Origin of the sequence: Rhizobium indicum (genome assembly GCF_005862305.2) — a bacterium.
Lineage (GTDB): Bacteria > Pseudomonadota > Alphaproteobacteria > Rhizobiales > Rhizobiaceae > Rhizobium > Rhizobium indicum.
Genome location: NZ_CP054021.1, coordinates 1,151,422 through 1,173,113, shown reverse-complemented (window position 1 = coordinate 1,173,113; position 21,692 = coordinate 1,151,422). Strand labels below are relative to the sequence as shown.

19 protein-coding genes are annotated in these 21,692 nt (G+C 62.1%); 7 read left to right on the top strand and 12 right to left on the bottom strand.

Annotation, left to right across the window (positions count from 1 at the left end; all coding sequences use genetic code 11):
- Positions 1 to 9: 9 nt before the first annotated feature.
- Positions 10 to 882: a hypothetical protein gene (locus FFM53_RS05795; RefSeq protein ID WP_138387695.1), complete on the top strand. Its 873-nt coding sequence runs from the start codon at positions 10 to 12 to the stop codon at positions 880 to 882.
- Here the strand turns inward: FFM53_RS05795 and FFM53_RS05790 are convergent, their stop codons facing one another.
- The 6 genes from FFM53_RS05790 to FFM53_RS05765 form a co-directional block, all read right to left on the bottom strand.
- Positions 883 to 1,041: a hypothetical protein gene (locus tag FFM53_RS05790; RefSeq protein ID WP_171599378.1), complete on the bottom strand. Its 159-nt coding sequence runs from the start codon at positions 1,039 to 1,041 to the stop codon at positions 883 to 885.
- A 98-nt stretch (positions 1,042 to 1,139) separates the two neighbouring features.
- A complete protein-coding gene (locus tag FFM53_RS05785; protein WP_138328456.1) occupies positions 1,140 to 1,331 on the bottom strand; it encodes a hypothetical protein in 192 nt (63 codons plus the stop codon).
- 131 nt (positions 1,332 to 1,462) lie between these two features.
- Entirely contained in the window at positions 1,463 to 2,365 is a 903-nt protein-coding gene (locus FFM53_RS05780) for a uracil-DNA glycosylase (RefSeq protein ID WP_138328455.1), read from the bottom strand.
- A gap of 69 nt (positions 2,366 to 2,434) precedes the next feature.
- Positions 2,435 to 3,727 (bottom strand): Hsp70 family protein, encoded by a 1,293-nt coding sequence (locus FFM53_RS05775; protein ID WP_138387694.1) that lies wholly within the window; start codon positions 3,725 to 3,727, stop codon positions 2,435 to 2,437.
- A 217-nt stretch (positions 3,728 to 3,944) separates the two neighbouring features.
- Positions 3,945 to 7,061, bottom strand: coding sequence for an efflux RND transporter permease subunit (locus FFM53_RS05770; protein ID WP_138387693.1), 3,117 nt, complete (start codon positions 7,059 to 7,061; stop codon positions 3,945 to 3,947).
- On the bottom strand, positions 7,058 to 8,368 hold the full coding sequence (locus FFM53_RS05765; RefSeq protein WP_138387692.1) for an efflux RND transporter periplasmic adaptor subunit: 1,311 nt from the start codon (positions 8,366 to 8,368) through the stop codon (positions 7,058 to 7,060). Before FFM53_RS05765 ends, FFM53_RS05770 begins: the two co-directional genes overlap by 4 nt.
- Positions 8,369 to 8,657: 289 nt before the next feature.
- Between FFM53_RS05765 and FFM53_RS05760 the strand changes: the two genes are divergently transcribed.
- Positions 8,658 to 9,536, top strand: a complete 879-nt coding sequence (locus FFM53_RS05760) for a phosphotransferase family protein (protein WP_138387691.1) — start codon at positions 8,658 to 8,660, stop codon at positions 9,534 to 9,536.
- Positions 9,537 to 9,546: 10 nt separating this feature from the next.
- On the opposite strand, the gene FFM53_RS05755 is transcribed toward FFM53_RS05760, so the two are convergent.
- Positions 9,547 to 10,335, bottom strand: a complete 789-nt coding sequence (locus FFM53_RS05755; protein WP_138387690.1) for an SDR family oxidoreductase — start codon at positions 10,333 to 10,335, stop codon at positions 9,547 to 9,549.
- A 251-nt stretch (positions 10,336 to 10,586) separates the two neighbouring features.
- Between FFM53_RS05755 and FFM53_RS05750 the strand changes: the two genes are divergently transcribed.
- Both FFM53_RS05750 and FFM53_RS05745 read left to right on the top strand, forming a co-directional pair.
- Positions 10,587 to 12,251 (top strand): electron transfer flavoprotein-ubiquinone oxidoreductase, encoded by a 1,665-nt coding sequence (locus tag FFM53_RS05750; RefSeq protein WP_138387689.1) that lies wholly within the window; start codon positions 10,587 to 10,589, stop codon positions 12,249 to 12,251.
- Positions 12,252 to 12,386: 135 nt separating this feature from the next.
- Positions 12,387 to 13,001 carry a L,D-transpeptidase gene (locus tag FFM53_RS05745; RefSeq protein ID WP_138387688.1) on the top strand — a complete coding sequence of 205 codons (615 nt, stop codon included), beginning with the start codon at positions 12,387 to 12,389 and terminating at the stop codon, positions 12,999 to 13,001.
- Between the two features lie 84 nt (positions 13,002 to 13,085).
- Here FFM53_RS05745 and FFM53_RS05740 read toward each other — a convergent pair whose 3' ends face one another.
- Entirely contained in the window at positions 13,086 to 13,991 is a 906-nt protein-coding gene (locus FFM53_RS05740) for a DMT family transporter (RefSeq protein WP_138387687.1), read from the bottom strand.
- 96 nt (positions 13,992 to 14,087) lie between these two features.
- On the opposite strand from FFM53_RS05740, the gene FFM53_RS05735 reads away from it, so the two are divergent.
- The gene (locus FFM53_RS05735) at positions 14,088 to 14,609 is read left to right on the top strand and encodes an Lrp/AsnC family transcriptional regulator (RefSeq protein WP_173883546.1); all 522 of its coding nucleotides are present in this window, start codon (positions 14,088 to 14,090) and stop codon (positions 14,607 to 14,609) included.
- 24 nt (positions 14,610 to 14,633) lie between these two features.
- On the opposite strand, the gene mgtE is transcribed toward FFM53_RS05735, so the two are convergent.
- On the bottom strand, positions 14,634 to 16,007 hold the full coding sequence (gene mgtE, locus FFM53_RS05730) for a magnesium transporter (RefSeq protein ID WP_138387686.1): 1,374 nt from the start codon (positions 16,005 to 16,007) through the stop codon (positions 14,634 to 14,636).
- A gap of 310 nt (positions 16,008 to 16,317) precedes the next feature.
- A complete protein-coding gene (locus FFM53_RS05725; RefSeq protein WP_138328445.1) occupies positions 16,318 to 17,331 on the bottom strand; it encodes a zinc-binding alcohol dehydrogenase family protein in 1,014 nt (337 codons plus the stop codon).
- Positions 17,332 to 17,433: 102 nt separating this feature from the next.
- On the opposite strand from FFM53_RS05725, the gene FFM53_RS05720 reads away from it, so the two are divergent.
- The gene (locus FFM53_RS05720; protein WP_138328444.1) at positions 17,434 to 17,838 is read left to right on the top strand and encodes a winged helix-turn-helix transcriptional regulator; all 405 of its coding nucleotides are present in this window, start codon (positions 17,434 to 17,436) and stop codon (positions 17,836 to 17,838) included.
- Here the strand turns inward: FFM53_RS05720 and FFM53_RS05715 are convergent.
- Positions 17,797 to 19,041, bottom strand: a complete 1,245-nt coding sequence (locus FFM53_RS05715; protein WP_138387685.1) for an MFS transporter — start codon at positions 19,039 to 19,041, stop codon at positions 17,797 to 17,799. The two genes, FFM53_RS05720 and FFM53_RS05715, sit on opposite strands and share 42 nt — an antisense overlap.
- Before the next feature lie 301 nt (positions 19,042 to 19,342).
- Here FFM53_RS05715 and FFM53_RS05710 point away from each other — a divergent pair, with 301 nt between their 5' ends.
- Entirely contained in the window at positions 19,343 to 20,287 is a 945-nt protein-coding gene (locus tag FFM53_RS05710) for a diacylglycerol/lipid kinase family protein (protein WP_138328442.1), read from the top strand.
- Positions 20,288 to 20,322: 35 nt separating this feature from the next.
- On the opposite strand, the gene FFM53_RS05705 is transcribed toward FFM53_RS05710, so the two are convergent.
- Positions 20,323 to 21,675 (bottom strand): glutamine synthetase family protein, encoded by a 1,353-nt coding sequence (locus FFM53_RS05705; protein ID WP_138388016.1) that lies wholly within the window; start codon positions 21,673 to 21,675, stop codon positions 20,323 to 20,325.
- Positions 21,676 to 21,692: the final 17 nt, after the last annotated feature.

Below are 21,692 nucleotides of genomic sequence, written 5' to 3'. Positions count from 1 at the left end.
AAAAGCATAATGGCATTCACAGCGGAGCAATTGGTGGGGAACTCTTCCTTCCTGATGAGCATTCGCTTTTTGGCCGGGCAGATGCGCGGCATGTTCGATGCCGGCCCACGATTGGCACGATTGCTCGCCTCGCATCAGCGCTGGCTTCTGACCCAGACTGCCTATGCCCTCAACCTGGAATATGACCCGCGCGACCCGACATCGGGTTTCACCGCCGTGCGGCTGACCGGGCGCATCACCGCGCACAAGGTGGCGAGCCGCAACACAGTGCTCGCCTTCATCGAAGAGCTCTTTACCTACCGCTTCATAACCCACACGCCCGGCGACGAGCGGCGGCGGCCACGTCATTTCGAGCCGGCCGATGTCAGCCATCAGGCGATGTTTGCCTGGATTCTCGGCAATCTCGGTGCGCTCGACCTGCTCGACGGCGGTCAAAGGGCAGCATTTTTCCAGGCAAATCCATCCTTGATGCGGCTCGTTCAGCCGCGCATTGCCCGCCATTGCCTGGAAGATGCCGCCTGGCGCGAGCCGCCGGAGCAGGTGGCGTTGTTCCTCTGGACGGAAGCTGGCGGCCTCGTCGTCGACAATTTCATCGCCCGGATGGATATGGACAGCAGCGAGCCGGACAGGTTTTCCATCGGCCGGGTCGAAACCCGTGCGCTCGCAGCCGATTTCATGATGTCGCGCACCCATCTGCAGCGGGTGCTGGCAAAGGCGGCGCAGCGCGGCTGCGTCGGCTGGCATGACGAGCCGCGCAAGACGCACCTTTGGATATCGCGGAATTTCGTCGAGGAATATTGCGCCTGGCAGGCGGTCAAGTTCGCCTATGTCGACGAAGCCTTCGAATGGGCGAAGGCCCAGATCGAAGAAATGGCCGTGTGATCAGAGAACGATGGCTGTAGCGTCTGCTCTAATAGGCGCGCCAGCATCGGCTGGCTTGACCGAAAGCTCGCGCTCATATTCCCGCGCGGCGCAGACCGCGACGCGGATATGCTCGAATGTTTCGATGTTGCGCAGAAGCGATATCAGGATCGTCGACATGTTGGGGTACTCTTGACACGAAAGGGCAGGCGAAGCGCTTGCAGCGCCGCGCGTCTTTTCAGACGCGCAAAGGACGCTGCAACACTTTGAGTCTCTGCTCAATATTGCTGGAAGTCCGAAAAAATGGCGTTCGGGCGCGCCGTACGGCTGTTGATGCCGGTGCCGCGGGCAATCATCTGTTCGTTCGTGACAAAGCCGAAACGGCTGTAGCCTTGAGTGGAACGAACCTGGTCGCCGGCGAGGCGAAGGGTTTCAAACCCGCTATGGATAGGACGAAAACGCTTGTTCATGGCCTTGGTTCCTGTGATTCCTCCCAAGACACAGCTGATATTGCGATGCAGCATAGATTCCGCAATGCGTCACGGCGGGATGCAGCCATGCGAAAATCGCATAGGTTGATTCACAAATTATTCAACTTTGGCTAATTTCTAAGCAAAGAGAGGGACTTAAGCTTCGCTTGAAAGGCGAGCAGGTCGTTCCAGGCCAGCCGCTTGTTTACAGGTGCGGTTAACAGATCCTGCGGATGCAGGCTGGCTATGGCAGGAATGACACAGTCCGCAGCCGCAATCTCCTTCCAACGGCCACGTAACCCGTGAATCGTATCGTTTTCGCCGAAGAAGAAACGCGCCGAAAAATTGCCGAGCAGCAGGATCGCCTTCGGTTCGGCAAGCGCGATCTGCCGCTCGATGAAGGGGCGGCAGATGTCCATTTCCGCGGCCGAGGGCGCACGATTGCCAGGTGGTCGCCAGGGGATGACCTGCGTCAACAGAATGGCTGAGCGCGTCAGCCCGATCGCCGCCAGCATCTTGTCGAACAGCTGGCCGGATTTTCCCGAGAAGGGCATGCCCTCGCGATCGTCTTCGGCGCTCGGCGCCGAGCCGATCACCATGATCCCGCTTTCGGCATCGCCGCTGGCAAAGATGGTCGAGCGGGCGCTGTGCTTGAGGTTGCAGCCGTTGAAGGCTTCGATCGCGGTCTTGAGCTCGACGAGCGATCGCGCGGTTTCGGCGACGAAGCGCGCCTGCTGCACCGCCTCGCCATCCGGGATTGCCGGTTGCGGGCCGGACGCTGCGCGTTCGGCAGGCGCTGGGCGTGCCGCTGCATTCGGGCGCAGCTGTGCCTGGCCTGGGGCAGAGCGTTCCCCAGCGGCGGGACGTTGCTGCTGCGCCTGTGCCGCCGCCGGGCGGCGGGCGGCCTTCATCGCCTCGAACTCGGCGAAGCGGTCGATCGCCTCTTCCTCCAAGAGCCATTCCACGCCGGCATCCGCATGGAAATGCAGAAGCGCTGCGAGCTCGGCTGGGGAAAGGTCGTTGGCGGAGATCATGCGGGCAAGCTTAGCGGAGTGACAGTGGCATTGAAAGGGCGGGCGACCGATTGCCCGCCCTTGCCGGCTCTATAGCACAGTCCATTGTGCGATGTCGTCGCGTTCGCCGATCAGCGCCAGGCCATGGGCAATCGACAGCAGCTCGCCGCCGCTTTCGATCCGGTCGCGCTCGAAGCGTTCGGTAAAGATGCGGCGCACCGCCGGCACGAAGGAGGTGCCGCCGGTCAGGAACACCTTGTCGATCTCCGATGGTTTCGTCTCGGTCTTGTCGAGCACGTCGTCGAGCGCGCCTTCGATGCGGGCGAGATCATCGGCGATCCAGCCTTCGAAGTCGCTGCGCTTGATGCTGCGATGTCCGCTGCGGCCAAGCGGCGCGAAATCGAAAGCCGCTTCCTCGGAGGCCGAGAGCGCCATCTTCGTCGCCGACACCGCCTGATAGAGCGGGTAGCCCTCGTCATGATCGATCAGGTCGATGAAGATTTCGAGCTTTTCCGGTTCCAGGCTGGTGCGCACCAGCTTCTTCAGATCCTCGAATTCGCGCGTCGTCTTGAAGATCGACAGCTGGTTCCAGCGGCCGAAGCTGGAATAGTAGTTGGACGGCACTTCAAGGATCTTGTCGAAGCTTTTGAAATGGCTGCCCTTGCCGATCAGCGGCGCGACGATGTTGTCGATCATCCTGTAGTCGAAATGGTCGCCGGCGACACCGACGCCGGAATGGCCGATCGGCGTTGCCGTCAGCTTGCCGGCGACGGTCTCGAAGCGGATCAGCGAATAGTCGGTGGTGCCGCCGCCGAAATCGGCGACCAGCACGGTGGCATCCTGCTTCAGGTTCTGCGCGAAATAGAAGGCGGCGGCGACCGGCTCGTAGACATAGTGGATTTCGGGAAAGCCGAAGCGCGACAGCGCTTCATTGTAGCGCTCGGTCGCCAGCGCCGGATCGGGGCTGGCGCCGGCAAAATGCACCGGCCGGCCGGTGACGATGCGGCTGACATCCGAAGGCCAGTGGTCGCCGGCATAGTTGCGCAGGCGCCGCACGAAGATCTCCATCAAATCTTCGAAATTATGCCGCTTGGCAAAGATCAGCGTGCCCTGGAACAGCGCGCTGGCGGCAAAGGTCTTGATCGACTGCAGGAAGCGACATTCGCCGGGATTGTCGACGAATTGGCGGATCGCCGCATGGCCCGCTTCCACCTTTAGCGCCGAAGCGCCGAGCTGGGCATCCTTCATGAAGGAAAGCGCCGTGCGCATGCTGTCTGCCGTACCCTCCGTGCTCGTGAACGCCATCGAGCGTGTCGCCCCGCCATCCGCCATGGCGAGAACCGTATTCGTCGTGCCGAAGTCGAAACCCAGCGCCTGAGCCATGCCCGCACCTCTTCATGCCGATTGTTATTGGAGACGGAGCGTTGCTCCGCAAGGGCGTGCGAACGCCCGGATCAAGGAGGGCGGGTGATGCCACAGAGGCGTGACACATTCAAGAGGAGCGGAAGTTGATGTGATCACGGGCGCACTTCTTCTCCCGGTTGGAAGAAGAAGTGCGCCGCAAGGGTCAATCGGCAATGCCGAACTCAGAGGGCCGTCATCACTCGGCAGCCATTGCCCTTGCCTCCTGCACCTCCGGCTCCTCGACCTTCTTGTGGCCGATGAGGCGGCCGAGGAAATTGCCGAAGCGGTCCATCTCGACGAAGATGACCGGGGTGATGAACAGCGTCAGCATCTGCGAGACGATCAGGCCGCCGACGACGGCAATGCCGAGCGGCTGGCGCAGTTCCGAGCTTGCGCCGGTGCCGAGCGCGATCGGCAGGGCGCCGAGCAGGGCGCAGAAGGTCGTCATCATGATCGGCCGGAATCGTCGCACGCAGGCCTCGTGGATCGCCACCGTCGCCTTTTCGCCCGTCGTGCGCATGGTCTCCACCGCCACGTCGATCATCATGATCGCGTTCTTCTTGACGATGCCGATCAGCATCAGCAGGCCGATCAGGGCGATGATCGACAGATCGAAGCCCATAATATCAAGCGCCAGCAGCGCACCGAATGCCGCCGCAGGCAGGCCGGAGAGAATGGTGAGCGGATGGATGAAGCTTTCATAGAGCACGCCGAGCACGACATAGATGGTCAGCACCGCCGCCAGGATGAGGTATGGCGTATTGCCCTGAGACTGCTCGAAGATCTGCGCTGTACCGCCATAGGAGGTGAAGACGTCAGCCGGCATGCTCATTTCCGTCTTGATCTGGTCGATTGCCGCGGTCGCGTCGCTGAGCGATACGCCTTCCGGCAGGTTGAAGGAAACGGTGGTCGAGACCAACTGGCCCGTCTGGTTGATTGTCACGGGGCCGACCGTGCGCTCGACATGCGCGAAGTTCGACAGCGGCACCAGGCTGCCATTGGAGGAGGCGACGCGGATCTCCGACAGCTTCTGGTCGTCCCAGGGTTTGCTGGTGTCGTATTCGACGATGACGTCGTAGCTGTCGCCGGTCGACTGGATTTCCGCCGCCGCATATCCGCTGAAGGATTCCTGCAGTGTCGTGCGTAGCGTGTCGTTGTCGATACCGTAGGCGGAGGCCCGCTCGGTATCGATGACGATATTGGCCTGCAGGGCGTTGTTCTGCGCGTCCGAGGTCACGTCCGTGAAGAGGCGATCCTTGCGCATCGCCGCCTGGATCTTGCCGGCCCACAGGTTGGTCTGGTCGGCGTTCAGTGCCTGCACGACCAACTGATATTGGCTGGCAGTCTGGCGGCCGCCGAAGCGCAGGCTCTGGTTCGGCGTCACGAAGGCCTGCAAGCCGGGGATCTTGTTGATCGCCGTGCGCAGTTCGCGCAACGTCTGGTCAAGCGGTACACGCTGCTTCTTGTCCTTGAGTTCGACGAACATAGAGCCGTTGTTCTGCGGCTTGTTGGGATTGCCGCCGATCGTCGACATCACGTGGTTGACCGCCGGGTTCGCTTTCACGGCGGCTGCCGCCTGCTGCTGCAGCGCCGACATCGCGGAATAGGAAATGTCCTGCCGGGCCTGCGTGCTGATCGTCAGGCGGCCTATATCCTCCTGTGGGAAGAAGCTCGTCGGCAGCGTCATGAAGAAATAGATCGTCAGCGCGACCGAGGCGAGGAAAACGCCGAGGATCGTGGGGCGGTGGCGAAGGCACCAGCCGACAGCCCTGTCATAGCCGCGCAGCGTCCGTTCGAAGCCGGCATCGAAGATGCGGATGATGAGCGGCGGGCGGCTCTGGTGGTTGGACAGGCGGGAGGCGAGCATCGGCGTCACGGTTAGCGAGACGATTGCCGAGGAGATGATGGCGATGGCGACCACCATGCCGAATTCGTTGAACACGCGGCCGACAACGCCGCCCATCAGCAGGATCGGGATGAAGACCGCGATCAGCGAAACCGACATGGAAATGATGGTGTAGCTGACTTCGCCCGCACCCTTGATCGCTGCTTCCCGCACCGGCATACCTTCCTCGACATGGCGCAGGATGTTCTCGAGCATGACGATCGCATCGTCCACCACGAGCCCCACCGCGAGCGTCAGCCCGAGCAGCGAGATATTGTCGATACTGTAGCCGAGCACATACATCATGCCGAAAGTCGAGATCAGCGACAGCGGAACGGCAAGCCCGGGAATGATCGTTGCGGTCGCATGGCCGGTAAAGAGGTAGATGACGAGAACGACGAGGCCGATCGTCAGCAGCAGCGTGAACTTCACATCGGAGATGGCATCGCGAATCGGCTTTGCTGCGTCATTCATGACGACCGTGTTGACCGAGGGCGGGATTTCGGCGTGAAGCTGCGGCAGCTTGGCGTTGATCGCATCGACGACATCGACCGTGTTGGCATCCGGCTGGCGCTGGATAGCGAGGATGATGCCGCGTTGGCCGTCATACCAGCTGCCGGTATACTGGTTCTCGACGCTGTCCTGCACGTCGGCAATATCGCCAAGGTGGATCGGCGCGCCGTTCGGATTGGCAATGACGAGCGAACGGAATTGCTCGGCACTGGTGCTCTGCGTGTTCGCCGTGATGGTCATGCTCTGCGAATTGTTCTGCAGCGTTCCCACAGGCTGCTGGCTGTTGGCGGCAGCGAGCGCCTTGTTGACGGTGTCGATGCCGATGCCACGGGTCAGCAGTTTGTTGGGATCGACCTCGACGCGCACGGCATAGGTCTGCGCACCGTAGACGCTGACCTGGGCAACGCCGGGAAGCGTCGAAAGCGACGGCGAGATGATGTTCTCGGCGATGTCGTCAAGTTTGCTGCGCGGCATGGTGTTGCTCTGCACCGAGAGCAGCATGACAGGCGCATCGGCCGGGTTCGTCTTGCGATAACTCGGCGGCGTCGTCAGATTGTCGGGCAGTTGCCGGGTGGCATGCGAAATCGCGGCCTGCACGTCGGCTGCGGCCGCATCGATATTACGACTGAGGTCGAACTGCAGCACGATGCTGGTGCTGCCGAGCGAACTGGAGGCGCTGATTTCGGTGATCCCGGGAATGGTCTCGAACTGCTTGATCAGCGGCGTCGAAACCGAGGTCGCCATCGTCTGCGGCGAGGCACCGCTCAACTGCGCCGAAACGTTGATGGTGGGAAAGTCGACCTGCGGCAGGGCCGCGACGGGTACGAGCTGATAACCGGCAAGACCGGCCAGAATGACGCCGATCGCAAGCAGCGTCGTTGCGACAGGGCGCTGGATACAGAAATTCGGGATCATTGCTGAGCTCCCACCGCGATCGTCTCGGAGGGCTGCTGTTGCCGAGGCTCTTCGGCAGAGGCGACATCAAGCGCCTTTTCGTCGAATTGCTCGTTGATCGCCTGCTGGTCGCTGAGCTGGCCCTGACCCTCGACGACGACGTGATCGCCTGCCTGAAGACCTGATTCTATAGCCGTGAAGCCGCCATTTGCGCGGGCAATGGTGACGGGCGTCAGATGCGATTTGCCGTCCTTGGCGACGAAGGCGAAGAAGCCCTCCGGACCAGGGCTGACGGCAACCGTCGGCACCACCACCTGCTGTTCGTCATTGTTGAAATGCACGACGATGTTGACCGACTGGCCGGGCCAGAGCGCGCCGGAGGCATTCTCGAATTTCGCCTTGGCGAGGATCGTGCCCGAGGCGGTATCGACCGTGTTGTCGTAGAAGCTGATTTCGCCCTTTCGCACCTGCCCCTTGGTGGAATTGGGGGCGGTGCTGACCTCGACCGGACCGCCTGCCAGAGCGCTCTTCAACTCGCGCAGGTAGCGTTCCTGCAGGTGGAATTTCACATAGATCGGATCGTATTTCGCGATGGTGACGATTGCCGCACCGGCGCTGAGGAAAGCGCCCTTGCTGACAACAATATCTCCGAGCCGGCCGTCGAAGGGAGCGCGGATGTCGGTGTGCTCGAGCAAGATCTGATCGGAGGCAAGCGAAGCCTTGTCGGCGTCAACAGTGGCTGCAGCGGTATCGCGGGCGGCGACCGCCTGGTCGAGGCTCTGCTGAGTGCCGGCCTTCTGGTTGAAGAGGTCCTGCGCGCGCGTCAATGCGGTCTCGGCTTCCGAAAGGGTTGCCGCGTCGCGCACGATCATCGCATTGTCCTTGTCGACGGTCGCCTTGGCCGTCCGGTCGTCCAGCTTGGCGATCAGGTCGCCGGCTTTCACGGTCGCCCCATCCTGCGCATCGATGCTGATGATCAGGCCCTGTTCCTGTGCGGCAATCGTCGTATTGTCATCGGCATCGGCCCAGCCGGTCGCCGTCACATCCATCGGCAGCGTCGTTTTCACGGCTGCAACGGTCTTGACGACGGTTGGGCCGCCGCCGCCCCGTCTGCGCCCGCCGCCCTGATGTTGGCCACCATCCTGCCCCTGATTGGACTGCCCCTGATCGGCCTGTGCCTGCTGCCCGCCGCCATTGCCGCCGGCCGGCTGTTTGATGACCTGCGAGAGGTAGGGAATGCGGGAGGCATAAGGGATCAGATTCCCGAATTGCCAGACGCCGATGGCGGCAATTGCGATAACGCTGACGGTGATCCAAAATTTCTTCATGGGCGAGAACCGGTCTTGAGCAAGGTTGCAAAATTTATGCTCTGATTGAGCTGCTTATATTGCGGCGCAAAAAAGACATAATTCCGGGCGCGCGATCACTAAGTGGTTATAACGGCTTAAAATTTTGTAATGAATATTCCGTAATATTCAAACTATACTAATATAGAGCCAGTGTAATCCGATGCCGTTCGACGGCGGCGGCGAAGGCGGTTCGCCAGGCGACGATGCCGACCCGTATGCCGTCCATTGCGCGGGAAGAACACGGAAAAACTAGAGAAGGCAGGTCGTCATGACTGAGTTGGACGCCAGCGAGTTTCGCTCTCTCATAACGAGCATATTTCCTGAACTCACTGCCTCCGTCTTCAAGCTGGCGGCGAAGGGCTGGGATTCGCTTGCCGTCGACGTCGATGACACGCTGATCTTCAAGTTCCCCCGCCATCCAAGTGCGGAAAGAGCGCTTGTGAAGGAAGCCGCCTTGCTCGATATCATTCGGCCGTCGCTGTCGATGGCGGTTCCCGACATGCGCATTCACGACGGGCCGCCGATCTTCTCCAGCCATGCCAAGCTCGACGGTGAACATCTCATTGCCGAAGATTACGATGCGCTTGGCGAAGGCGATCGTCAGCACCTCGCGGAAGATCTCGCGCGCTTTTACGCCGAGCTGCATGTGCTCGATGCCGATCGCATACTGTCGGCGGGTGCCGGGGCTATCCAGCCATGGCAATCGCCCGAGACGGTACGAACCAAGGCTTTGCCGCTGCTGCCGCCTGAGATCAAGAGCTTTGCGCAGGCCATTATCTCCGATTTCGAAGCCTTGCCGCCCGATCCCTACGGCAACATCTACGGCTTCTTCGACGGTCATGGCTGGAACATGGCCTTCGACCATGCGCAAAGGAGGCTGAACGGCATTTACGATTTCGCCGATTCAGGCTTCGGCCCGCTGCACCAGGAGTTCATCTACTCGAACTTCATCTCGCCCGATCTGACCGCACGCATCATATCGGCCTATGAAATGCTGACTGGACGCAGGCTCGACCGCCGCCGCATTGCGATCCTGACCGGTTTCCATCGTCTGTCCGAGCTCGCCGAACTTGCTGACGATCCGGCTAACGTCGAACAGATGATCCGAAGTGTGGCGACATGGGCGGCGGCCGCCCGCGTCGGCTGAGAGGGAATGTTCAGACGGATCGTGCCGCGCCGCCGTCGCAGCGGATGAGCGAGCCGGTGATATAGCTTGCCGGCTGGCTGCAGAGGAAGGCAGCCGTTGCGGCAAATTCCTCGACCCTGCCGTAGCGGCCGACCGGAATGCGCGCTTCCTTGTCGGTGCGGATCTCCTCGAGGCTCTTGCCGGTCCTCTTTGCCGCAGCCCCGTCGAGATCGTCGAGCCGCGCCGTCAGGATACTGCCCGGCAGGAGCAGGTTGGTGGTGACGCCGAAGCCCGCCACTTCGGAGGCAAGCGTCTTGCTCCAGCCGGCAAGGGCCGGGCGCAACGTATTCGACAACGCCAGATTGGCGATCGGTTCGATCACGCCGGATGAGGCAACCGTCAGGATGCGGCCCCAGCCCTGCGCCTTCATGCCGGGCAACAGCGCATTGGTGAGCGTGATCACGCGCGCGACCATGGAGAGGAAATAGATTTCGAGCTTTTCGCCCGTCATGTCCTCCGTCGTGCCGGGTGTCGGCCCGCCGGTATTGTTGACCAGGATATCGAGCCCGCCGAACTTTTCCTTTACCGCCGTAGTCACCATCTCGACGAAGCGTTCGTCCCCGAGATCGGCCCAGATCCAGTCGGCCCGGCCGTTGCCTTCGCCATTGATCGCCTTGCAATTGGCCTCCAGCTGTTCGCCGCTGCGCCCGCAGAGCAGCACGTTTGCGCCCTCACGCGCCAGCGCCACGGCGATGCCGAGGCCGAGACCACGCGAGGAGGCGAGGACGAGTGCCCGTTTGCCCTTGATGCCGAGATCCATGATTGTTCTCCGATAGCTTTGAGCGATGTATAAGGCGCAAGCGGCGGAAAAGGAAAGGGCATGTGACCGGTCCGGCAACGTTTGATATTTGATGTTGACGTAAACGTTATGTAATTCTGTCTCACGAGACGTCATCATTGTGCGAATTGGAAGATTGGCTGTCGTATCCCGGCTCGACAAGGCTTTCTCGTTTTGACAAGAAAGTGCCATGACGGGATGACGGCCGCGTGCCGCCAAGCGGAGACGAGTGAATGACCGAGACGACTGAGCTGCCCGAACGCGAGAGCATGGAATTCGACGTTGTGATCGTGGGCGCCGGTCCGGCCGGTCTTGCAGCCGCGATCCGGCTGAAGCAGGTCAATCCGGAACTCTCCGTCGTCGTGCTGGAGAAGGGCGCGGAAGTCGGCGCGCATATCCTCTCGGGCGCCGTGGTCGATCCGATCGGCATCGACCGGCTGCTGCCCGGCTGGCGCGACGAGGCCGATCATCCGTTCAAGACCAAGGTCAGCGCCGATCACTTCCTGCTGCTCGGTCCGGCCGGCTCTGTTCGCCTGCCGAATATGGCGATGCCGCCCCTGATGAACAACCACGGCAACTACATCGTCTCGCTTGGGCTCGTCTGTCGCTGGCTGGCAACCAAGGCCGAAGAACTCGGTGTCGAGATCTATCCGGGCTTTGCCGCAACCGAAGTGCTCTACAATGACGAGGGCGCCGTCATCGGTGTTGCGACGGGCGATATGGGCATCGAGAAGAACGGCGAGCCTGGGCCCAATTATACCCGCGGAATGGAACTGCTCGGCAAATACGTGCTGATCGGCGAGGGCGTGCGTGGCTCGCTCGCCAAGCAGCTGATTGCCAAGTTCGATCTGCAAAAGGACCGCGAGCCGCAAAAATTCGGCATCGGCATCAAGGAACTCTGGCAGGTCAAGCCGGTAAACCATCGGCCGGGCCTGGTGCAGCACTCCTTCGGCTGGCCGCTCGGCATGAAGACCGGCGGCGGCTCCTTCCTCTATCACCTGGAAGACAATCTGGTGGCCGTCGGCTTCGTCGTCCACCTCAATTACAAGAACCCCTATCTCTATCCCTTCGAGGAATTCCAGCGCTTCAAGACGCATCCGGCGATCCGCACCACCTTCGAGGGCGGCAAGCGGCTGTCCTATGGGGCGCGTGCCATCACCGAGGGCGGCTACCAGTCGGTGCCGAAGCTTTCCTTCCCCGGCGGCGCGCTGATCGGCTGTTCGGCCGGTCTGGTCAACGTGCCGCGCATCAAGGGCAGCCACAATGCGGTGCTGTCGGGCATGCTGGCGGCCGAGAAGATCGCCGCCGCGATTGTATCAGGCCGCAGCCATGACGAAGTGACCGAGATCGAGAATGAATGGCGACAGGGCGACATCGGCAAGGATTTGAAGCGCGTGCGCAACGTCAAGCCGCTGTGGTCGAAGTTCGGCACAGCACTCGGCGTAGCTCTCGGCGGCTTCGACATGTGGACCAACACGCTGTTCGGCTTTTCCGTCTTCGGCACGCTGAAACATGGCAAGTCCGATGCTGAGAGCCTGGAGCCTGCTTCACAGCACAAGCCGATCGCCTATCCGAAACCCGATGGCGTCTTGACCTTCGATCGCCTGTCCTCGGTGTTCCTGTCGAACACCAATCACGAGGAAGACCAGCCGGTGCATCTGCAGGTCAAGGACATGAACCTGCAGAAGAGTTCGGAACACGACATCTATGCCGGCCCGTCGACGCGTTACTGTCCGGCCGGCGTCTATGAATGGGTGGAGAAGGACGGCAAGGACGTCTTCGTCATCAACGCCCAGAACTGCGTGCACTGCAAGACCTGCGACATCAAGGATCCCAACCAGAACATCAACTGGGTGCCGCCGCAGGGCGGCGAGGGGCCGGTCTATCCGAATATGTGAGGCGGATTATCCCCACCGCGACAATTCTTGCCTCCTGACGCCTTCGTGATCGCCTTCTGCCGGAGGCTGTTAGCCGTTCGTTAACCATAATTTCCTTAGCTTGCGACATCAAGTTGACGCACTAAGGACACATTCATGACGATCTCCCGCCGGGGCTTTCTGATCGCTCTGCCGCTTTTCGTGGCCGGCTGCTCTTCGACCGGTCTGAACAGCCAGACAAACTATGCCGCACTTCCGGACGAAAAATTCCCGTTGAAGCAGGTGCCGATCGACAAGATCAAGCCGGAGCTCCGCCGCCAGGAAGTGGCCTACGAAACCACGCATGCTGCCGGCACCGTGATCGTCGATACACCTGCGCGCCGCGCCTATTACGTCCTCGGCGGCGGCAGGGCGGTGCGTTATGGCGTTGGTGTCGGCCGCGAGGGGCTGGCCTTTGCCGGTAACGCCTACATCGGCCGCAAGGCCGAGTGGCCGAGCTGGACACCCACCGAAAATATGCAGCGCCGCGAAGAGCGCTATCGCAAGCTCGCCGGCGGCATGCCGGGCGGCCTGAACAACCCGCTCGGTGCGCGGGCGATGTATCTTTACCGCGGCGGCGGCGACACGCATTTCCGCATTCATGGCACCAACCAGCCGCAATCGATTGGTCTCGCCATGTCGAGCGGCTGTGTCCGCATGATGAACCACGACGTGATCGACCTCTATAGCCGCGTCGAGGTCGGCGCCAGGGTCGTCGTCATCCAGGCTTAAGCAATACAGAGACGACACTTCTCATGAAAAGGCCGCCGCAGCGACGGCTGCAGGCGGCTTTCGATCTGCTGTTGGTGTTGGAGTTCAGCGGCGCGGCGTGGCGATACCCGTTGACAGCGCCACGCCGATGCCGGTGATCACGGCGGCGCTGATTTCCGTCATACCGATTGCTTCGCCAAGCAGCAAGCCGCCGCCAAGCGTCGCGAGAACCGGCGTCAGCGCCGTGAAGGCGGCAGCCTGTGTTCCGCCGAGTGTTCTGACGGCGGTGCCGTAGGCGACCATGGCGACGAGGCCGGAAAGAACGCCCTGGCTCAGCACCTGCAGGCCGATCTCCTGGAGAGTAGCCTCTGGCAGCGAGATGCCGAAGACGAGGGCAAGCGCGCCCATGATCAGGAAAGACCAGACGGCGATCAGGGCGCTTGCCTGTACGGCGGTCAGACCGGAGCGGCGGAAGGCATGCGTATAGCTTGCCCAGAGAATGGCGCCTGATGGTAGCAGCACGAAGCTGGTCCATGGCAGCGAGGCGTCCGCAAGGCTGCGCGTGAGCAGGATCAGAACGCCGGCGACGATCGCGACGAGCCCAGCGATGCGCGTGCCGTCAGGCCTCTCGCGAAACAGGGCAATCCCGATCAGCGCCGCGGCAAGCGGCATGGAGCCGCCGAGCAATATGCCTGAGGAGGCGGCCGGCGTGGAATGGATTGCCAGCGTCGTCAGCAGGAAGAAGATGGCGCCGGAACCTGACACCATGATCGCCAGCAGGTGAAGCGGCAGGGCCTTCGGCAGCAGTCCCGTCTTCAGCCAGACAGGCGAAAGCACCAGCGCCGGAATTCCGAAGCGGATCAGCCCGATATCGATCGAACCGAGCGGCGTTGCGGCGCTGTGGCGGGTGACGAGAAACCATGTCGCCCAGATCAGCACGGTAATAGTGCCGCCGGCATAACCCAGTACCTGCGACGGCGACTTGTCGTTCGTGAAAGCAATGGTGGTCATCGTCCTGTCCTTTCCTTCATCCGGAGCCTTTCCGGTTGAAGAGAAGACTAGCGCCAGAGGTCAGGGCATGTCCTTGCTATCTATGGCTCAAAAATCATGCTATGCGCAATCTTCTGCCAATTGATGCCAGCAGGGATCGCGAAAATGCCAAATCTCGATAAATTCGATATTGCCATCCTGAAGTGCCTGCAGGAGGATGCGCGGGCCACCAATGTCGAGATCGCCGAGAAGGTGAACCTTTCGCCGTCGCCCTGCCTGCGCCGCATCCGCAATCTCGAACGCTCCGGCATCATCCGCGGTTACACGGCGGATATCGACCGCAAGGAGGTCGGTCTCGGCCTCACCGTCTTCGTCGAATTCAAGGTGGTCCAGCACAGCCGCGAAAATTCCGAGGCCCAGCAGAAGGCGCTGCTCGCCATCCCCGAGATCGTCTCCTGCTTTCTGATTTCGGGTACGGCCGATTTCCTCGCCGAAGTGGTGGTGGAGGATCTCGCCGCCTACGAACGGCTTCTGACGGAAACGTTGTTGACCTTGCCGAATGTCAGCGACATCCGCTCGAACTTCGCCATCCGCAGCATCAAGACGCATGGGCCGTTGAAGCTGCCCGAGGGGAAATGATTCCCCTCGGGGCATGTTTGCGGGTTAGAGCAGCGTCCCGCTGAGGATAAGCAGCGCCACCGAGAAGTAGATGACGAGCCCGGTGACATCGACCAGCGTGGCGACGAAGGGGGCTGACGCGCTGGCCGGATCGAGCCGGAGCTTCTGCAGCACGAAGGGCAGCATCGAACCGCAGATCGAGCCGAAGGTGACGATCCCGATCAGGGCAGCAAACACCGTGACGGCGACCATCTGCCAGTGCGGGCCGTAATTGTAGAGCCCGGCCGACTGCCAGAAGACGATGCGGACGAAGCCGACGAGGCCGAGGATCGCGCCGAGCACGACGCCCGTCGGCAGTTCGCGCAAAAGCACCTTCCACCAGTCCGAAAGCTTCAGCTCGCCGAGCGCCAGCGCCCGGATGATCAGCGAGGTTGCCTGCGAACCAGAATTGCCCCCGGAGCTCATGATCAGCGGGATGAACAGCGTCAGCACCACGGCTTTTTCCAGCTCGCCTTCGAAATGCTGCATGGCGCTTGCCGTCAGCATCTCGCCGAGGAAGAGCGCAGCGAGCCAGCCGGCACGCTTGCGGATCATGCCGGCGAAGCTGATCTTCATGTAGGGCTGGCCGAGGGCCTCCATGCCGCCGAACCTCTGGGCCGCTTCCGTCGTGTCCGATATCATCGTGTCGATCACGTCGTCGACGGTGACGATGCCGAGCATCTGCCCATGTTCGTCGGTGACGGGCAGGGCGAGCAGGTCGTGTTTGCGGATCAGCCGGGCGACATCCTCCTGCTTCATCAGCGGATCGGCCGAAACCGGCGCGCCCTTCTGTGCCACCGAGAGGATCGAAGCGTCCGGCTCGCCCGTAATGAGGCGACGCAGCGTCACCACATGCAGCAGCGCATGGCTGACCTCGTCCAGCACATAAATGGCGTAGACGGTCTCGCGCGAGCGTTCGACCTGACGCACATGGTCGAGTGTGCGGGCGACGGTCCAGCTGTCAGGCACGCTGACGAACTCCGTCGTCATGATGCCGCCGGCCGTGCGCGGCGGATAGCCCATCAGGTGCTGGATCGCGATGCGCACCGGTTCGTCGAGGCTGGAGAACAGCCGGGCGCGGGTCTCGCCGTCGAGTTCGAGCAGCACGTCGGCGACGCGGTCGTTCGACATGCCGTGCAGCAGCCGGGCAGCATCCTCGGCGCTGATCAGCGCGAGGACCTGTGCGGCGTTGCGAAGCTCCGGCCGGTCGAGGATGTTGACCGCATAGTCAAGCGGCATGCCGGTCAGCACCCGCCCGGCGTCCTGGACGCTGAGTACGTTCAACGATTCGACACGTTCGGCGATCGTTGCGCCGCGGCTGTTGTTGATGAAGGCACGGGCGGCATGGCCTGCCCGAAGAGGGAAGCGATTGATATTCATTTGAGGCTCGCCTTTCCGTCGATCCGCCGTAGCGTCCGATCGGGCGAGCCGACAGGAGTCGGTCAGCGCACGAGGGTCGCGTACGGCAAAGGCAATCGACTGCTACTGTCGCTTGGCATCGTTATGATGGCTCCGTTGAAATCCGTGCCTGACGAGTGTCATCCACGTGAATGCTAGGTGGTCCCGAACGCGGAAAAAGTCAAGCGGGGTAAATGCTTAACGCCAGAATGTCGCACCCTGCGATGCGCCATTCCAGGCGGGTATGGTTTATATGACCTTGCAGGAAACACCGGGCCTGCCGGCTGCGATCTCAGAATCCTGCGAGCACAGCCTTGCCCTTCATCCTGCCGCTTTCGACCATGGCATGCGCCGTCTTGAGGTTTACCGCATTGATCGGCCCGACGATCTCTGAAAGCGTCGTGCGGATCTTTCCAGCGTCGATGAGCTCGGAAATCTTGTTCAGCAGCTTATGCTGCTCGATCATGTCAGGCGTGCCGTAGAGCGGGCGGGTGAACATCAGCTCCCAATGAACGGAGACGGCCTTGCGCTTGAAGGGCACGATGTCGAGCGTCTTCGGATCGTCGATCAATGCGAAGCGGCCCTGCGGCGCGATCGCTTCGACGATGTCGCCGATATGGCTGTCGGTATTGGTGGTCGAGAATATGAATCCCGGCGCGCCGATGCCAAGCGCTGCCACCTGCGGCGCGATCGGCCTGGAATGGTCGACGATATGATGTGCGCCGAGTTCCTTCACCCAGTCCTGCGTTTCCGGCCGCGAGGCCGTTGCGATCACCGTCAAGTCGGTCAATGCCCGGGCGATCTGGATGGCGATCGAACCGACGCCGCCGGCGCCGCCGATGATCAGGATGGAGCGTCCCGCTCCCGAAACCGCGTCCTGCACCTTCAGCCGGTCGAACAGCGCCTCGTAGGCCGTAATCGAGGTCAGCGGCAGGGCGGCCGCGGCAGCGAAGTCGAGGCTCTTCGGTTTGGTGCCGACGATGCGTTCGTCGACGAGGTGGAATTCGGCATTGCTGCCCGGGCGGCTGATGACGCCGGAGTAGAACACCTCGTCGCCGGGTTTGAACAGGGTGACATCGGCGCCGATGGCCTTGACGACGCCGGCGGCATCCCAGCCGAGCACCTTAAGCTCGTCTGCGGGCGGTGCGGAATGGGCGCGCACCTTGACGTCGACGGGATTGACCGAAACCGCTTTGATTTCGACGAGCAGATCGTGGCCCCCAGCCTCCGGCATCGGCAGCTCGACATCGATCAGCGAGGTTTCGGCGGAGATCGGTTGGGGCGTTTTATAGGCGACGGCGCGCATGGGAAACTCCTGTGTTCGTTGCACGGAAGCTAGATGCGCATTATGTGCTGACAACGCAAGAATGCACAAATTCTGTACGTAGTACCCAAAAGGATACTGTAAATGTCATTGCCGCGCGCCAAGCTCGTCAAGAATTTTCCCGGCTGCCCGGTCGAAGCGACGCTGACTTACCTCGACGGGAAGTGGAAGGGCGTGATCCTCTTTCATCTGATGCAAGGAACTCTGCGCTTCAACGAATTGCGGCGTAAGCTGCCGGCTGTGACCCAACGCATGCTGACCAAGCAGCTGCGTGAACTGGAAGAATCCGGCCTGGTGTCACGTACCGTCTATCCGGTCGTGCCGCCGAGGGTCGAATATGCAATGACGCCGCTCGGCATGACGCTGAAGCCCGTGATCCAGGCATTGGCCGCCTGGGGTGACGCTTATGTCTTCTGCAGCCCGGAAGGCCGCGAGCTGCGCCTGGCCTCAGACGGCCTGCGCGCTCCGGTCGCGGCGCTCGAGGCGTAGCGAGGCCGCAAAGACGAAGAGGCCGAGGAAGGACAGCGCCGCGCCGACATAACCGGTTGCCGCAAAACCGTAACCTCCGGCGATGACGAGGCCGCCGAGCCAGGCGCCGATCGCATTGGCGATGTTGAAGGCGGAATGGTTGGACGCGGCCGCAAGCGTCTGCGCGTCGGCGGCAACATCCATCAGCCGCGTCTGCAGCGCCGGGCCGGCGGCAAAACCGCAGCCGACGAGGAAGACGGAGAGACCGAGCAAATAGGGATTGGCGGCGGTCAGCGAGAAGGTGGTGAGCACGACGATATTATAGATGAGCGACCCGCCGATCGTGCCGAGCAGCGATTTGTCGGCGAGCCACGAGCCGATGAAATTGCCCGCATTCATGCCGACGCCGAAGAGGACCAGCATGATCGGGACCGCCGTTTCCGGCAGCATCGCCACCTCAGTCGTCGTCGAGGCGATATAGCTGAACATTGCGAACATGCCGCCGTAACCGACGGCGGCGATGCCGAGCGTCAGCCACACCTGCGGCCGGCGGAAGGCGCCGAGTTCGCGCAGGAAGCCCGCTTCCGCGGAAACCCGGTCCTTCGGAACGTAGAACCAGATGAGCGCCACCGTCAGCAGGCCGAGCACGCCGACCGAGAAAAACGCCACCTGCCAGTCGAGCGACTGGCCGAAGAAGGTCGTCAACGGCGTGCCGAGAAGTGTCGCGACGGTCAGGCCGAGCATGACGCGGCCAACGGCACGGGCGCGGCGATGCGCCGGCACCATCGAGGCGGCGACAAGGGCCGCGACGCCGAAATAGGCGCCGTGCGGCAGGCCGCTGACGAAGCGCAGCAACGTGAAACTTTCGAAGGTTGGCGCCATGGCGCTTGATATATTGCCGGCGGCGAAGATCAGCATCAGCATCAAAAGCAGCGTGCGGCGCGCCATCTTCGCGGCAAGCACGGCAATGACGGGCGCGCCGACGACGACGCCGAGCGCATAGGCGCTGATGACGTAGCCGGCTTGCGGCGTGGTGACCGAGAAGGTCTCGGCGACATTGGGCAGCAATCCCATGATTGCGAATTCGCCGGTGCCGATGCCAAAGCCGCCGCAGGCGAGCGCCAGCTGGACCAGCGCCACGGTCATTGCCGATGGCAGCGCTTCATCCTGGCGATCAATGGAGTTCCGGCTATCGACTGAAATATTGGCGGCAATCTCACTCACGAGAGCTCCTCGAGGCGGTTTCTGCTTGGCAATGGCCCCTGGCGCAGGCGCGGCCGCAAGCCGATCGGTGGAAATGGCGGGAGGTGGAGATGATGTCTCCGGTAGACCCATCTATCCGTGAGCTCGCGGCTGCCGTCGAGTGCATTTTTTGCAGTGCAGCGTCCTGCTATGTGCATACGTCTATTGCAATTTTTGCATTTCTGCCCTTTGTCAGGAAAGAAGGCTGCGCTTGAAATCGCCGATATTGCAACCATCTCAGGGGCAAGGCAGGAGCATTTCCGCGCCAGGGACGGGAGCTCTTATGAAGCTTATAGGCTTTTTCAATCGCGACGGCGGGACCTTTAAGACCACCGACATGCTGGCCTACGAAAAGAGGGCAGAGGCGGCCTTCCGCGAAGCGGGGCACGATTTCGACGCCATCGTCTTCTCAGGAAAGGAAATCGTTCCCGCCATGGAGCGGGCGGCCAAGCGCGACGATATCGACGGTATCGTCGCCGGCGGTGGCGACGGCACCATTTCGGCGGCGGCATCGATTGCCTGGAAAAACGGAATTGCGCTCGGCGTCGTGCCCGCCGGCACCATGAACCTCTTTGCCCGCTCGCTGCGTGTGCCACTCGATATCTGGCAGGCGCTCGATGTGCTTGCCTCCGGTGAGGTCGACAATGTCGATATCGCCAGCGCCAACGGCCGGCCCTTCATCCACCAGTTTTCCGCCGGCCTGCATGCCCGCATGGTGCGCTACCGCAACGCCTACAGCTATCGTTCCCGGCTGGGCAAGATCCGGGCAAGCACGAAGGCTGCCTTGGGCGTCATCTTCAACCCGCCGGAATTCGAGGTCGAGTTCGAGGCGATCGGCATGCGCGAGCGCCGCAGGGTGTCGGCGATTTCAGTCTCCAACAATCCCTTCGGCGAGAACGCGCTGCTCTACGCCGATAATTTGAGAAGCGGCGAACTCGGCTTCTACACGGCAAATCCGTTGAAGCCTCTCGGTGTCGCCCGTCTCGCCATCGACATGCTGCGCGGCAAGGTCCGCGAGAATGCCGATGTCATGGTGATGCACCCGGCCGAGGTGCAACTGCATTTCCCGAAACTGCGCTTCAAGGCCAATTGCGTCATGGACGGCGAGTTGCTGCCGCTCGAGCGCGACGTCTCGATCCGGCTGCATCCTGGCGAATTGAAGGTTCTCGTCAAGCAGGGGCTCGCCGCTCAGGTGAACGCGGACGAACGCCGCGAGCCCGCTGCGTAAGTCGGCCCGCTGCGTAAGTCGGCCCCCGCTTAATTTCAGAGCCGCGGCAGATAGGTGCGGTAGTCGAAATCCGAGACGGTGCGCAGATGCGCAAGCGCTTCCTTGCGCTTGGTGTCGCCATAGAGCGCTTGATAACGCGCGCCGAAAATATCGGCGATGAACGGCGAGGTGCGGAAGGTCTCGACGGCGCTGAGGAAATCATGCGTCAGCCGCGTCGTATTCGCAGGTATGTGCGAGGGCGTCGTCTCCTCGCCGGGGTCGAGCTCGCCATCGAGACCGGCGAGCATGCCGCCGAGGATTGCCGCCAGCAGCAGATAGGGATTGGCGTCGGCGCCGGCGACGCGGTGTTCGATGCGTGCGGCCGGACCATCCTTGTCGGGGATGCGGATCGCCGTGCCGCGATGGCCGCTGCCCCAGGTCAGATCGACAGGCGCAAACGAGCCCGGCTGGAAGCGGCGGTAGGAATTGGCGAAGGGAGCGAAGATCAGCTGCGCCGCGCGCATGGTATCGAGCAGGCCTGATATCACAGATTTGATGAGCTTCGGCTCGCCGCCCTCGGCATCGAGAATGTTGCGGCCTTGCCCGTCGATGATGCTCGCATGCACATGCAGGCCGGAGCCGGCATGTTCGGAATAGGGCTTGGCCATGCAGGTCGATTTCAGCCCGTGGCGGCGCGCCGCCTGTTCGGCGATGCGCTTGAGATAGAGGCAATCGTCGGCGGCTGCCAGCGCATCCGCGCGGTGCAGCAGGTTGACCTCGAACTGGCCCGGACCGAATTCCGCCGTCGTCGCATCCGCCGGCAGGTCCTGCGCCCTCGCATAGGCCCTGAGAGTCCTCAGGTAGTCGTCGAGCGCGTCGACGGCGCTCATGTCGTAGAGCTGGAAACCGTTCGGTTCGCCGCGATAGGTGAGGCTTTCGGGCGGGCAGGGGCGTCCGGTCTCTCGCCAGTCTCCCGACATCACGTAAAATTCCAGCTCGGTGGCGACGACGGGCGTCAGCCCGCGCGCCGCATAGCGCTCGACCACCGAGGCGAGGATGGCGCGCGGATCCATGAAGCTCGGGCTGCCGTCGAATTCGTGCATGGTGGCGAGCACCTGCATCGAGCCCTCGGGCGCCCAGGGCATCGGCGCCAGGCTGCGCCAGTCGGGGATGACCTTGCCGTCGGGATCGCCGATCGTCAGCGACAGGCCGGTGATGTCGTCATTATCGTCGCCCCAGATGTCGAGCGACTGCGTCGAGGTCGGCAGGCGGATGTCACCGGCCCAGACCTTGTCTTCGGCGCCGGCCGGAAGCTGCTTGCCGCGCAGGTCGCCGTTCATGCCGACGATCAGGATCTCGAAACGCGGGTCGTCGCCTTTCGTCTTGCCGTCCATCCTGTCGCTTGCCATGACCTTGAAAATCCCCC

Excerpts from the sequence above, each read along its gene's own strand:
- FFM53_RS05720 (WP_138328444.1), top strand. The coding sequence starts at position 17,434 with ATGTCATTGCCGCGCGCCAAGCTCGTCAAGAATTTTCCCGGCTGCCCG.
- FFM53_RS05760 (WP_138387691.1), top strand. The coding sequence starts at position 8,658 with ATGACTGAGTTGGACGCCAGCGAGTTTCGCTCTCTCATAACGAGCATA.
- FFM53_RS05740 (WP_138387687.1), bottom strand. The coding sequence starts at position 13,991 with ATGACCACCATTGCTTTCACGAACGACAAGTCGCCGTCGCAGGTACTG.
- FFM53_RS05790 (WP_171599378.1), bottom strand. The coding sequence starts at position 1,041 with ATGTCGACGATCCTGATATCGCTTCTGCGCAACATCGAAACATTCGAG.
- FFM53_RS05725 (WP_138328445.1), bottom strand. The coding sequence starts at position 17,331 with ATGCGCGCCGTCGCCTATAAAACGCCCCAACCGATCTCCGCCGAAACC.
- FFM53_RS05735 (WP_173883546.1), top strand. The coding sequence starts at position 14,088 with ATGCTATGCGCAATCTTCTGCCAATTGATGCCAGCAGGGATCGCGAAA.
- FFM53_RS05745 (WP_138387688.1), top strand. The coding sequence starts at position 12,387 with ATGACGATCTCCCGCCGGGGCTTTCTGATCGCTCTGCCGCTTTTCGTG.
- FFM53_RS05765 (WP_138387692.1), bottom strand. The coding sequence starts at position 8,368 with ATGAAGAAATTTTGGATCACCGTCAGCGTTATCGCAATTGCCGCCATC.
- mgtE (WP_138387686.1), bottom strand. The coding sequence starts at position 16,007 with ATGAATATCAATCGCTTCCCTCTTCGGGCAGGCCATGCCGCCCGTGCC.
- FFM53_RS05780 (WP_138328455.1), bottom strand. The coding sequence starts at position 2,365 with ATGATCTCCGCCAACGACCTTTCCCCAGCCGAGCTCGCAGCGCTTCTG.
- FFM53_RS05785 (WP_138328456.1), bottom strand. The coding sequence starts at position 1,331 with ATGAACAAGCGTTTTCGTCCTATCCATAGCGGGTTTGAAACCCTTCGC.
- FFM53_RS05750 (WP_138387689.1), top strand. The coding sequence starts at position 10,587 with ATGACCGAGACGACTGAGCTGCCCGAACGCGAGAGCATGGAATTCGAC.
- FFM53_RS05705 (WP_138388016.1), bottom strand. The coding sequence starts at position 21,675 with ATGGCAAGCGACAGGATGGACGGCAAGACGAAAGGCGACGACCCGCGT.
- FFM53_RS05775 (WP_138387694.1), bottom strand. The coding sequence starts at position 3,727 with ATGGCTCAGGCGCTGGGTTTCGACTTCGGCACGACGAATACGGTTCTC.
- FFM53_RS05755 (WP_138387690.1), bottom strand. The coding sequence starts at position 10,335 with ATGGATCTCGGCATCAAGGGCAAACGGGCACTCGTCCTCGCCTCCTCG.
- FFM53_RS05710 (WP_138328442.1), top strand. The coding sequence starts at position 19,343 with ATGAAGCTTATAGGCTTTTTCAATCGCGACGGCGGGACCTTTAAGACC.
- FFM53_RS05795 (WP_138387695.1), top strand. The coding sequence starts at position 10 with ATGGCATTCACAGCGGAGCAATTGGTGGGGAACTCTTCCTTCCTGATG.
- FFM53_RS05770 (WP_138387693.1), bottom strand. The coding sequence starts at position 7,061 with ATGATCCCGAATTTCTGTATCCAGCGCCCTGTCGCAACGACGCTGCTT.